The organism is Niallia sp. FSL W8-0951 (genome assembly GCF_038006525.1).
GTDB lineage: Bacteria > Bacillota > Bacilli > Bacillales > Cytobacillaceae > Niallia > Niallia circulans.
Genome location: NZ_JBBOVK010000001.1, coordinates 43,623 through 56,349, shown reverse-complemented (window position 1 = coordinate 56,349; position 12,727 = coordinate 43,623). Strand labels below are relative to the sequence as shown.

Below are 12,727 nucleotides of genomic sequence, written 5' to 3'. Positions count from 1 at the left end.
ATTTTTAACGTTCATCATGCGGATGAACACCACTTTTCTTTCAAAACAAGATAATTATGGTGTTCATTAAACAAAGGAACGCCACTTTAATCAAAAACTTTCATCATGCTTACCCCTTCTTTTCCACAACTCCATATCACTCAACCCTATTTTTACCATGTTTATTTAAAAGAATTTGGGAAAAATAAGTAAACATGTACAGAATTAGAAGGAGTGATTGAATTGACTAATAGTAATAAGGAACAATTACAACAAACATTTCCACCACAGCATCAAGATCAGCAGCCAGGCATTCAGACAGAGATGAATCCTATACCTAAAGATGTCGATCCCTCTTATAAAGGCTCTGAAAAATTAAAAGGAAAAACTGCTATCATCACTGGAGGCGATAGTGGAATCGGCCGTTCTGTTGCTATCTATTATGCAAAAGAAGGTGCTGATATCACTATCGTATACTTAGATGAGCATGACGATGCCCAAAAGACGAAAGAATTAGTTGAAGCTGAAGGAGTAAAGTGCTTACTGCTTGCTGGAGATATTGGTGATGAAGGCTTCTGTAAAGAGGTTGTAAAAAAGACCGTTTCAGAATTTGGCAAGGTTAATATTCTCGTAAATAATGCTGCAGAGCAACATCCACAATCAAGCATTCTAGATATCACGTCAGAACAATTAGAAAAAACTTTCCGCACCAATATTTTCTCAATGTTTCACTTAACAAAAGCCACTCTGCCCCACTTACAAAAAGGAGATGCGATTATTAATACAACGTCTATTACTGCGTATAAAGGTAATGAGACATTAATTGATTATTCTGCAACAAAAGGAGCTATTACGGCTTTCACTCGCTCCTTATCAGGCTCTCTTGCGGAACAAGGGATTCGAGTCAACGGGGTAGCACCAGGACCAATTTGGACTCCACTTATCCCATCTACTTTTGATAGTGAGCAAGTTGCTTCATTTGGAGGAAATACTCCTTTTAAACGCGCTGGCCAACCTTGTGAACTCGCCCCAGCGTATGTATATTTAGCCAGCAATGATTCTACCTATGTAACTGGACAGGTTATCCATGTCAACGGCGGTACGATTGTTAACGGCTAAATCTTTTCATATAAATTCACTCAGTTTTTGCGAGCGGTTCTTTCTATGCAGACAATTCTCTTCTCTTCTTTTAAAATCTAGCTAATCTGGCAACACTAGTAGCAAAAGAGATAGCAAGATTACAAAGGGAGTGTGAGAAAAGTGATTGATTTAGCCTCTATTTACCATCGCAGTGGAGATAATTACTGTTATTTACAAAATAAAGACGCTCTCCATATCCGGATCCGGACAAAAAAGGCAAATGTCACTGAAATAGAATTAATCTATGGAGATCAATACGAAATAGTCGACTATCAATGGGTATCCCAGCGGTTATCGATGGAAAAAAGCGGTTCTGATTCTCTATTTGATTATTGGCATTGCACGATAACAAATAAAAAAAGAGTTCGCTATGGCTTTATTCTCCGAGATTCGGAACAGCAAGTAACTTATACAGAAAAAGGATTCTTTCCATTTATTCCAGAAGATGCTGGCTTTTACTTTTGCTTGCCATATCTTCACCTGAAAGACGTTTTTACTCCACCATCTTGGGTATCACAAACGATTTGGTATCAAATTTTTCCAGAGCGTTTCCGCAATGGGGATAGCTCTTTAAATCCAGTGGATACTGCACAATGGGGACAAGAGGAACCTGGCTTATATAATTTCTTCGGCGGAGACCTTCAAGGCATTATGGACGCCCTAGACTATCTTACAGACCTTGGAATTACAGGGATTTATCTTACTCCTATTTTTCACGCTGAAAGCAATCATAAATACGATACGATTAACTATTTAGAAGTAGACCCGCAATTTGGCGATAGGGAGATGCTTAAGAACCTTGTGAAAGAATGTCATAATCGTGGAATTCGAGTGATGCTTGATGCCGTTTTTAATCATTGCGGCTATCATTTCCCGCCCTTTCAAGATGTGCTAAAGAATGAAGAGCGTTCACGCTATAAAGATTGGTTCCATATCCATAAATTTCCTTTGAAAGAGAATGACATGCTGCATTATGAAACATTCGGTTTCTATGAAGCTATGCCTAAATTTAATACAGCCAATCCAGAAGTAAAAGAATATCTACTTCATGTAGCGGAATATTGGATTACAGAATGTGATATTGATGGCTGGCGCTTAGATGTTGCCAATGAGATTGACCATGAATTTTGGCGTTCCTTCCGATCTGTTGTAAAATCATTAAAGCCTGACATTTTTATTCTCGGGGAAATTTGGCATGATTCCTTACCATGGTTAAGAGGAGATCAATTTGATTCGGTGATGAATTATCCATTACTAACAAAAGCATTGCAATTTTTTGCATATGATATGATTTCTCCTCAACAATTTATGGAAGAAATGACTACAACCTTACTGGCCTATCCAGATACAGTCAATAATGTATTGTTTAATATTATCGGCAGTCATGACACGCCGCGAATCCTTCATGAATGCAGTTACCGGAAAGAACGTGTGAAGCTTTTATTTACTTTTCTTTTCACCTACCCTGGCACCCCTTGTATATATTATGGAGATGAAATCGGCTTAGGTGGCGGCAGCGATCCTGGATGTCGAAAATGTATGCTTTGGAATACAGAAGTACATGATACGGAGCTAAAAGAATTTGTTAAGCGATTGATTCAAGTACGCAAACAAAGTTCCCTTCTTATCAATAATGGCACTTTTTATTTTTTATCCCAGTCTGATTCCTGTTTAGCCTATTATACAAAAGAAGAAGATGAAATTCTTTTAACCGTTATTAATAAGAGTGACAAGGAAGCACAATTTCTTCTACCTTTTCCATTACGCAGAAAAAAAATCTCTCTTTTATTAACAAAAGAAGAGTATGCTGCTGAATCAGATGATCTTGCCGTAATACTAGGACCATATGAATGTAGTATCCTTCGTTTCAATATGAATTATAAATATATCCATATAAGGTAATCTATCAGGTGAACATCGATTAAGATGATCACCTGATTCTTTTTTCCAAGAAATGAAAAATAATGATTGTTTCCTGCCTTTGAACGTACTATATTTACTATTATATCGAATTGTTACAATTGTCAGGGGGAAACAAAGTGAATCAGCAATCAACACCTAAATCCATTGGGATTCCACTCCTTATATCGATTATCGCTATCTCGTTTTCTGCGATTTTCGTAAAATGGTCGGAAGCACCTGCCACTATTTTAAGTATGTACAGAATGTGGCTTGCCTGTCTTATTATGATTCCTATGGTCTACATCCATCGAAATGATTTCAAAAAACTAACAAAAGGAGATTGGGCATTCTTATTTTTCTCAGGCTCTTTTTTGGCCTTACATTTTGCCCTATGGTTTAGTTCTCTTAAGTTTACTACTGTAGCCAGCTCTACGATTATATTGGCTTTACAGCCTATTGTTTCTCTCCTTGGCGGGTTTATTTTCTTTCGGGAAAGAACTACCTCTACAGCTATTATGACTATGGGGATTGCCATTATTGGGGCGATGATGATTGGCTGGGGAGATATTGGATTAGACAGCAATGCTATTATAGGGGATCTTCTTTCCTTCTTAAGTGTAATTGCTGTAGTCGGCTACTTATTAATCGGCCAAAATATTATCAAAAAAATGACCCACTGGATCTATACCTTTACTGTTTTCTTTTTTGCTGCCTGTTTGTTAACCGTTTATAATCTACTGGCTGGCGAAGCGTTAACTGGCTATTCTGGCAGAGAATGGGGCATCTTTGTTTTGCTTGCAATTGTTCCGACACTTGCACATGTCATTAATAATTGGTTACTTAATTATATTAATGCAACTACTATTTCCATGAGTATTCTCGGTGAGCCAGTCGGAGCTACGCTTTTAGCTGTTTTACTATTAAATGAGCAATTAATCCTCACACAACTTTTAGGTGGATTACTCGTTTTGTTCGGGGTGTTCTTTTTCCTCCTACAAAAGCAACCTAAATCTACCATTACACAAGAAAAACCAATTGGTTAGATGAGCAAGAAAACAGTAAGACTAAAACATAATCAAATATAATTTTTAAAAGGCGAGCTATTCAATATATTTAAGTGTAATAGTTAATAGTGTAAATCTTAGGCTGGAATATTATTCCGGTCTTTTTCATTCCAAACCCTACCAATCAATTCCTTAGAAATTGCAAAAATCTTTTCCTCTTCTGCATATTCCTAGTAAAACAGCAGACACTACTTTAAGCATCTATCAAATTTCCAATTAGAAGATTCCTTTTTCATGTTAAAAGAAAATCTATCTTTAAGTCAGTTATTTGCCACTATTATAGGCTTTAACTTAGGGACAACGCTTGTGGTGGTGCTTGGTATTACAGCAAAAGAGGATGCATGGATTACCATACTTCTATCTACCATAACCGGCTTAATTGTGTCTTCTTTTTTCTACATATAAATGAGCTAGTACCTTCTAAAAATTTGTTTGAAATTATTGAGTTTGGGTTCAATAGATTTATCGCAATCCCTATTACCCTTGTCTATTCCCTTTATTTTTTATCTAGCCGCAAGAACTTTCAATTGGAGAGTTTATTGAGAGAATTGATGCTCTAGCTGTTTTTATTATCATATTAGGAAAAGTTATCAAGGACTCTATCTTTATCTACTCCGGCTTAAAGGGATTAGAATATATTTTTAAACAGTCCTATCGCTTCTATGTTGTACCGATTATTTGTCTTATTTCGATGTTTTCTATTTTTCATTAGTATGGAAAAAAATGACCATGTTCGAGAAGGTGCAGTGGTGATTCCGTATCTCTTATATATGCCTCAACAATTTGCTTTCCCTTGCTTTTTATTATTTGTTCTATTAATCAAGAAGGTTAAATCACAAAAAAATCCCTAGATAGCGAGTCATTTCTGCCAGCTAGGGATTGTTTAATTATTCACTATTTATTCGACAATATTAATCTGATAGTCTTTAAACCAATGATGGATTTGTACTAAATGGGCAAGTAATTGTGGACCTGTCATCAATTGGCCAAACCATGGTTCTTTAAATGCAGAACCTTCTGTTTCAATAATTTTAGTGAGACGTTCCTTATCAAAGAACTCATATAAAACAGAACTTTTATCCGTTAAAGCGCTTTTCAGCATATTCGTTACTGTTTTTGTGTAAATAGGATTATGTGTTTTAGGATATGGACTTTTTTTGCGATAGAGCACTTCATCTGGGAGGATTCCTTCTAACGCTTTCCGTAATAACCCTTTCTCTCTTCCCATGTAATTCTTCATTTCCCATGGTACATTCCACACATATTCAACTAAGCGATGGTCAGCAAATGGGACACGTACCTCTAGGCTTGCTCCCATACTCATTCTATCTTTCCGCTCTAATAAAGTAGTCATAAACCATAATTGGTTGAGATAAAACAATTCTCGACGCTTAGCATCTTCTTTACTTTCTCCCGCTAACTTTGGTGTTTCTGCAATGGTTTGATTATATTTATCCATCATATAATCTTCTAATTGCAATTTATTACTCCATGAATCTTTCAATAAGTTTTGTCGTTCTTGAATCGATCTCATCCATGGGAAGCCTCCTCTTTGCAAATCAGCCTCTCTTCTAAACCATGGATAGCCTCCAAAAATTTCATCTGCACATTCCCCAGATAAACTAACGACAAAATCCTTCTTTATTTCTCGGCAAAACCATAAAAGGGAAGAATCTACATCCGCCATACCAGGCACATCTCTGACTGTTACTGCCTCATGTAAAAATTCAGCCAATGTTTCTTGGGTGATGATACAGTTATGGTGAATGGTTCCAAATGTATCTGTCATTTTTTTTATATAGACACCATCTGAATTTGGCTGAAATTCATTTGCTTTAAAGAACTTATCATTGCCTTCATAATCGATGGAATACGTATGAAGCGGTCCTTTCCCTGTTCTTTCATATTCCATGGAAGCAATTGCTGTAATAGCACTTGAATCGACTCCACCTGAAAGAAACGTGCTTAGTGGTACATCTGATACTAATTGTCTTGTCACAGCATCTTTAAAAAGAAATCGCACTTTTTCGACCGTTTCCTCAAAGCTATCCGTATGTTCTTCACTCTTCACATTCCAATAACGCCATACTTTAAGTCCATCCTGGGTAAACTTTAATGCATGCCCTGGCCGAAGCTCTTTAATCCCTTTGAAAATACCGCTTCCTGGTGTATGAGAGGGTCCAAGTGCAAACACCTCAGCTAACCCTTCTCTATCCAGCTCTGCTTTCACATTTGGATGGGCTAGCAATGCTTTCAATTCAGATCCAAAAATAAAACCAGTGCTAATTTCCATGTAAAATAATGGTTTCACTCCTAAACGATCTCTTCCAATAAATAAGGAGTTTCGTTTCTCATCCCAAACAGCAAAGGCAAATATCCCGTTTAAGTACTGCAGACAATCTTCTCCCCACTCAATATAGGAAGTAAGTAAAACTTCTGTATCAGAATGACCTTGAAATGAATATCCTTTTATTAGTAATTCTTTTCTTATGTCTTCGGTATTATACAACTCACCATTGTAGCAAATAGTGTAGTGAAATCCTTGTTTTTCTTTTGTCATTGGTTGAATACCATTTAGCGGATCTACTACCACTAAGCGTTTATGACCGAATCCTGCATGTAATGCAGTCCAAACATTAGTATCATCAGGGCCTCTTTTTGCCAATGTTTCAGCCATAGCCGATAAAATTTCCGATTCGTTTCTTAAATCTTTTTTGTAATCAACCCAACCTGTTATTCCACACATGATTATCATCCTTTCTTTCGTGGAACTTATGATTAGATACCAATCAATCAGTATGAGGTATTCTATGCACCAAATCAAAAATGGTTATTTGTCCATAACAGGTTTATCATTTGTTCCATTCAAAAAAGAGAAATTAATCGTTTTCAATGTTTTAATGAAGGAAAAAGAAGGATTAGTTATAAAATTTTGTTTATCTGTCTAAAAAGAATTTATGGGCGTGTAATCTTTGGGAGGTTTACAATGAACAATCAGCATAGATCAAAACTTATTGAATTTCAAACACGTGCCTTTACGAAAGGTACAGTCGAATATATAAATAATCAATGGATTTTTTTTGATGAAGAAACAGAAGAAGCAGCGATGCTGGATGAATATTTGCATCAAGAAATTGAGATTCGTACTTTCAATCGCTGGCGAAAAGGTATTCTCCTGGAGGATGGCAAAGTAAATGTTTCTGGTACCATTCATTTTCTAGAGCATGAAGACCCTATCCGCATAAGAAAACACCTTGTGTTTGCTTTAGAAGAATTATTAGACGACTTAAGCGACGATAGTTTTTATCAATTTATCACTACTTTAAATTCGATGAAGTTCTCCATATATGATTGTATATACTGTTATAATCATCTTACTTTTTTAAAGGAGGAAAAGCGAAAGAATGGGGTTAATATGATGATTTTTGATAATGAAGAAGGACTTTGTAGTGTTAATCATCATTTCTTTTATAATGAAAAAAGCACAGATCGCTTTGAATTCACCTTAAATACTGGGAAACGAATGATTGTGGAAAAATTAACTTCTTAAAAAGTGATATGGGTAGACTGTCGGCAGAATAAATGACTGCCGACAGTTTTTACTGTCTGATGAGCAAAAAGAAGTCTCCTTATTTCCACCCAAAAACAACTTCTGTTAATTTTTTGCCGCCAATTTCCGCTTCTTCTGTTCCGATTTTTTTCCCGCCAATGGCTTCATAAAACTTACAAGCTGGATTCTCTGATATAGCCAAAATAACCATCGGGAAAAGCCCGAGTTCTTTTAAATATTCCATTACTTTTTTTACTAACAAGCTTCCTATCCCTTGTCCTTGAAAGGCTTCCAAAAGGTAGATGGCGTATAACTCGCCAACATAACCTGGATATTGTCCACTTCTTTCTTTTCCGCCATTAGCGAAACCTATAATTTCTCCAGTTTCATTTTCAGCAACAAAGACACTTCCAGTCGGGATTGCTTTCTTCCATATCTCTTCTCTTTCCTCATAATTAAGCCTTTCTAAAAATAAATCTGGAACTATTCCTTTATAAGTAGTGCGCCAACTATCTACATGTACCTTTGCAATCCTTTTGGCATCCTCATCCTTCGCTTTTCTAATAATCATCTGTGCTCTCCTTTCTTCCTTCTATATGGAGGGATTTCTTCACTTCCCATTTCTCATGCCAAGTTACTTCAACTCCAATTGAACCTGTTTGTATCCACTCTATTGCCTTTAGTACAAGTGGAGAAGCATAATGAATGGATAAATCGTTTTATTAACACCATACACGCCAAACGGTCGATGAAACTTTCTCTCTTCTTCTTTCAATCCTATCCCCCCTATTCATTTGATTGCACTCTTTCTAAATATAATTAACTTGATTTTATCAGAATTCAAAAGCTTACTCCATTCTCTAAAATCAACTGCTATTGTTATAGTCATCATGTTTCCAAAACGAAGGTAGCCGTCTCCCATGTGTCCATTATTTCTTCAAAAAAGCAAAAAAAGCATAAGGAAGTCTATTCTATCCTTACGCTTTAAGCACTCTACTTATATAGCCATACAACCATCTCACATTCTCCTCTATTTCCCCAGGAATAATAAGGAATGAGTGTAAGTTCTTTTTTTTCTATATTCCCCTTGAAATTAAATTGGTATAATGTTTCCTGCCAACTTTTATCGACTAGTTCATGATCTGCTTCTACCATAAGTTGGGTAATTCCATTTAATATACCTGGCTGATAGCATACCTTTGCCCGCCCAAGATTTTTGGGATTGACATGATAGGTTTGTAATTTCTCTTCATTATCTATCGATTCTGCACAGTAAACAAAAGGACCTCTTTGTATAGCTATACGATTAACATCGGCAACTACGTTAGGATTTGCTGTGACAGCCAATACTGGTGTCTCAAAGACAAGTTCCACTATTTCTCCATTCCACTTCCTTTTTAATTCCACATAACCATCAATCAAATTCATTTCGACTGGAATTCCTTCCACATATAGTAACGGATTTTTTAACCACTGGGGAATACGAATTTTTAAAGTAACGAATTGCCCATCCGTTTTGAGGTGATATTTCACTCTATTTTGCTTCGGAAATTCTGTCATTTGCTCTAAAGAGCCTCCGGGAAAGTCTAGCTTACTAGCAACAAATAGATTGCTGTAAATGATTTGTCCTTCTTCATCCCATGTATAAAAGTAACGCTGTATCGAACCGATTGTTCGAGCAAAGTTTGGAGGACAGCAAGCACAACCAAGCCAATTTGGCCGCTGGGACTTCACATGCCCTTGCCCAGGATTATTCTTACTTATAGACGGATATACTTCTAGTGGATTCACATAGAAAAAATGTTTCCCCTCAATAGATGCCCCAGAGAGAACACCATTATATAATGCTCGTTCCATAATCTCTATGTATTCTGCCTTTGGTTCTATTTTAAACATCTCATACGCAAAATAAATAAGAGCGATGGATGCACATGTCTCACAATACATGGTGTCATTCGGCAAATCATATTCACCTGTAAATGCCTCCCCATGTACAGTGGAACCAACACCTGCAGTTATATACATCTTTTTCGAGATAACGTCCCGCCAAATTTCTTTACAAGCCATAAATAGTTGTTCATCGTTTGAATGTTTTGCAATTCTTGCCATCCCAGTTGCCATATACAACATTCGAACAGCATGCCCTACTGCTTTTGTCTGTTTTTTGGGCTGAGTATATGCTTGTAAATACTTTAAATCAATCTTTGGATAATCATTTGTTATTCCGTCTTTATTGTTTTGCTCTACTTGCTTGTCATAGAATAATGGATCTTTTCCCCTCACATCTATAAAGAAGACTGCTAAATCTAAAAATCTCTTCTCCCCAGTAAACTCATACAACTTTGCTAACGCCAGTTCAATTTCTTGGTGACCATCAGCTCCCTGTATTTTTCCTTCTTCATAACCAAAATGCTTTGCGATATTGTCTACTACTTTTAATGCAATCTGCAATAGTTCTCTTTTCCCTGTAGCTTCTGTATAGCCTATAGCCGCTTCCATTAAGTGTCCAGCGCAATATAATTCATGACTATAGTGCAGCTCACGATATTTTCTATTAGGAAATTTCACTTGAAAAAAAGTTTGTAAATAGCCATCTTTTTCTTGTGCCTTGCCAATTAAATCGATGACACTGTCAGCAAGCTCCTCTAATTCCTTATCTGGAGAAATTTGCAAACTGTAAGAAACTGCTTCTAGCCATTTGTACACATCACTATCTTGAAAGAACCATCCGTAATGTTCTCCATCTTTTAATCCAGCTGCTATACGAAAATTTTCGAGAGCATTGCTTTTTTCTGCTGGTAAACTCTCATCCTCCCTTTCCCGCTCAATATTAATATCCATATCGTTATCCATCACTTTATATTGAAAGGGAATTGTCTTGTTCTTAATATTTTTGACATAATAATTCCAAAATGTATCCTTTATATGCACCTTGTTTATGGCAAATTCTCTTAACAATTTAATTCCTCCATTCTTTTCTGGTATCGCTTACAATAGTTTAACTGGTTTCGTTCATGATGTAAGTAGGATAACAAATAGATGTGGTGGACATAAACTAGATGATCATGCTACCATATCTTCAAAAGGAGGAAAAAAGATGCCAGCAACGTATATATATTCCCATCTAAAAGGAGCGGTACCCTTTCATTCAGCTGGTTTATTTGTATCAGATGTTTCATGGTCTCATGCACCAAGAAGAAATCCAAATGAAGAAATTATCCTATGTATTTCCGGTACTCTTTATTTAGAGGTAGATAATACCGCATATGAATTGAAAGAAAATGAATTTCTTTTCATTCCTGCCAACACATCTTTTAAAGGTAATAAACCCTCAGAAAAAGGCCTGTCCTTTTATTGGTTCCACTTTTATCTCCCTCAAGGAAAAGAGACTGTTTCAGATCCCTTCGTACGAAAAAGCTCTACTCCAGAAATATATTTACCTTTGTATTCATCTGAAATGAATCTTTGTAAAACCATCATTTTGTTAAATCAATTAATCGCAAGCATGAAATCATCTCAAACAAATAATGGATTTCTAGATTATTTAGTAACAGCGATTCTGCTAGAACTTAGTGAGGAAGCCCGTAGTGTCTATGAAGATACCGAAGAGAGGGAACCACATAATCGTTTCTTACACTATGTAAAAGAATGGATTCGGATGAACAGCAATCACCCCTTAACAATTGAAGAGATCGCCAATCATTTTGGATATAATAAAGCTTACTTATCACATACTTTTTCCAAAAATACCGGGACAACGATCAGCCAATTTATTCTTCAAGTTAGAATGGAGAAGGCAAAATCATTATTATTGAATACGAATGATACTGTTACAAAAGTTGCTGCCGATTGTGGTTTTAAAGATGAGAAATATTTTATGAGAGTATTTAAGCAAACAGAAAACATGACACCAACTGCTTTCCGTTCTGCTTTAAGGCATATTAAATTAAATAATACTTAAGATAACAATACTATAAACTTAACAAACTTTATCAATAAAAATATTAACATTAATATTAATCACCCCTTACACTAAAAGAAAACATTTACAGAGGTTAATTTACATGTTATTTTTTGTATAAGAAGGAAACTTTATAGTTAATTAAACATACTGAAAGAAGGGGTCTATATGCAATTGGGGATCGATAAATCCTCTTTAGTCGTGTACGAAGCTTTAGCAAGTGAAGTTCGAATGACAATTATTCAGTTACTGTCTAAAAATAAAATGAATATAAAAGAGCTTGCCAAAGAATTGGGCATCAGCAGTGCTATTGTAACAAAGCATGTAAAAAAATTAGAAGATGCAGGTCTAATAAAGACCGAAAAGGTTCCAGGGAAGTCTGGCTTACAGAAAATTTCCATGTTAAAAGTGGACCACATTGAAATCAACTTTCCGAAGAAAATCTATCATTCTTTTGCTTCTTACGAAACTTCTGTTCCAATTGGTCATTATACTGATTATGATTTAAAGCCAACCTGTGGATTAGCTTCAGAAAAGGATTTTATTGGCAGAGTAGATGAACCGAAGCTCTTTATGGATCCAAAAAGAGTGGAAGCAGAAATTTTGTGGTTTACTCAAGGCTTTATCCAATACACCATCCCAAACTTTTTAAAAAAGGAAGAAAAAATCCAGCAATTTGAAATTAGTTTAGAAGTATGTTCAGAATTTCCATTTTCTAATGATAATTGGCCTTCTGATATTACCTTTTCACTAAATGGGCTAGAACTTGGAACCTGGAGAAGCCCTGGCGACTTTGCAGATACACGAGGTAAACTTACTCCTGAATGGTGGCCGCATAATTTAAATCAATACGGACTTCTTAAAACACTGCGAATTACAAACCATGGTACATATATTGATGGAGATCCGATATCCGCCATTACCATTAATGAATTGGATGACAACTGTGATCGCTGGACATTTCGAATTGAAGTGAAAGAAGATGCTGAATATGTTGGAGGTGCCACTATTTTTGGGAAAAAATTCGGGAATCACCCACAGGACATTATTTTCAAAGTCTATTATTTATAAGAGAAGGATTTACTTTAATAAGTTGGGAAACAGTGACTTGTTTCCCTTACCTTCCTCGTT

12 protein-coding genes are annotated in these 12,727 nt (G+C 35.9%); 9 read left to right on the top strand and 3 right to left on the bottom strand.

The window, feature by feature from the left end:
• Window positions 1–222: 222 nt before the first annotated feature.
• From NSS71_RS00265 to NSS71_RS00245, 5 genes are all read left to right on the top strand, one after another.
• A complete protein-coding gene (locus tag NSS71_RS00265; RefSeq protein WP_047943119.1) occupies window positions 223–1,098 on the top strand; it encodes an SDR family oxidoreductase in 876 nt (291 codons plus the stop codon).
• Window positions 1,099–1,242: 144 nt separating this feature from the next.
• Window positions 1,243–3,021, top strand: a complete 1,779-nt coding sequence (locus NSS71_RS00260) for an alpha-glycosidase (protein ID WP_047943151.1) — start codon at window positions 1,243–1,245, stop codon at window positions 3,019–3,021.
• A 137-nt stretch (window positions 3,022–3,158) separates the two neighbouring features.
• The gene (locus tag NSS71_RS00255; RefSeq protein WP_047943118.1) at window positions 3,159–4,064 is read left to right on the top strand and encodes a DMT family transporter; all 906 of its coding nucleotides are present in this window, start codon (window positions 3,159–3,161) and stop codon (window positions 4,062–4,064) included.
• A gap of 255 nt (window positions 4,065–4,319) precedes the next feature.
• Window positions 4,320–4,490 carry a GerAB/ArcD/ProY family transporter gene (locus tag NSS71_RS00250; RefSeq protein WP_172885224.1) on the top strand — a complete coding sequence of 57 codons (171 nt, stop codon included), beginning with the start codon at window positions 4,320–4,322 and terminating at the stop codon, window positions 4,488–4,490.
• Window positions 4,491–4,611: 121 nt separating this feature from the next.
• Entirely contained in the window at window positions 4,612–4,797 is a 186-nt protein-coding gene (locus tag NSS71_RS00245; protein WP_172885262.1) for a GerAB/ArcD/ProY family transporter, read from the top strand.
• A 186-nt stretch (window positions 4,798–4,983) separates the two neighbouring features.
• Here the strand turns inward: NSS71_RS00245 and asnB are convergent, their stop codons facing one another.
• Entirely contained in the window at window positions 4,984–6,831 is a 1,848-nt protein-coding gene (asnB, locus tag NSS71_RS00240; RefSeq protein WP_095258816.1) for an asparagine synthase (glutamine-hydrolyzing), read from the bottom strand.
• Between the two features lie 64 nt (window positions 6,832–6,895).
• Here asnB and NSS71_RS00235 point away from each other — a divergent pair, with 64 nt between their 5' ends.
• Window positions 6,896–7,033, top strand: a complete 138-nt coding sequence (locus tag NSS71_RS00235) for a hypothetical protein (protein WP_156485392.1) — start codon at window positions 6,896–6,898, stop codon at window positions 7,031–7,033.
• 38 nt (window positions 7,034–7,071) lie between these two features.
• Entirely contained in the window at window positions 7,072–7,635 is a 564-nt protein-coding gene (locus NSS71_RS00230; RefSeq protein ID WP_047943116.1) for a DUF2777 domain-containing protein, read from the top strand.
• Between the two features lie 79 nt (window positions 7,636–7,714).
• On the opposite strand, the gene NSS71_RS00225 is transcribed toward NSS71_RS00230, so the two are convergent.
• Window positions 7,715–8,206 carry a GNAT family N-acetyltransferase gene (locus tag NSS71_RS00225; protein WP_047943115.1) on the bottom strand — a complete coding sequence of 164 codons (492 nt, stop codon included), beginning with the start codon at window positions 8,204–8,206 and terminating at the stop codon, window positions 7,715–7,717.
• Between the two features lie 422 nt (window positions 8,207–8,628).
• Window positions 8,629–10,593 (bottom strand): beta-L-arabinofuranosidase domain-containing protein, encoded by a 1,965-nt coding sequence (locus NSS71_RS00220; protein WP_144545318.1) that lies wholly within the window; start codon window positions 10,591–10,593, stop codon window positions 8,629–8,631.
• A gap of 139 nt (window positions 10,594–10,732) precedes the next feature.
• Here NSS71_RS00220 and NSS71_RS00215 point away from each other — a divergent pair, with 139 nt between their 5' ends.
• Together NSS71_RS00215 and NSS71_RS00210 are read left to right on the top strand one after the other, a co-directional pair.
• The gene (locus NSS71_RS00215; protein WP_047943113.1) at window positions 10,733–11,596 is read left to right on the top strand and encodes an AraC family transcriptional regulator; all 864 of its coding nucleotides are present in this window, start codon (window positions 10,733–10,735) and stop codon (window positions 11,594–11,596) included.
• A 168-nt stretch (window positions 11,597–11,764) separates the two neighbouring features.
• The gene (locus tag NSS71_RS00210) at window positions 11,765–12,667 is read left to right on the top strand and encodes an ArsR/SmtB family transcription factor (RefSeq protein WP_047943112.1); all 903 of its coding nucleotides are present in this window, start codon (window positions 11,765–11,767) and stop codon (window positions 12,665–12,667) included.
• The last annotated feature ends 60 nt before the right edge of the window (window positions 12,668–12,727 follow it).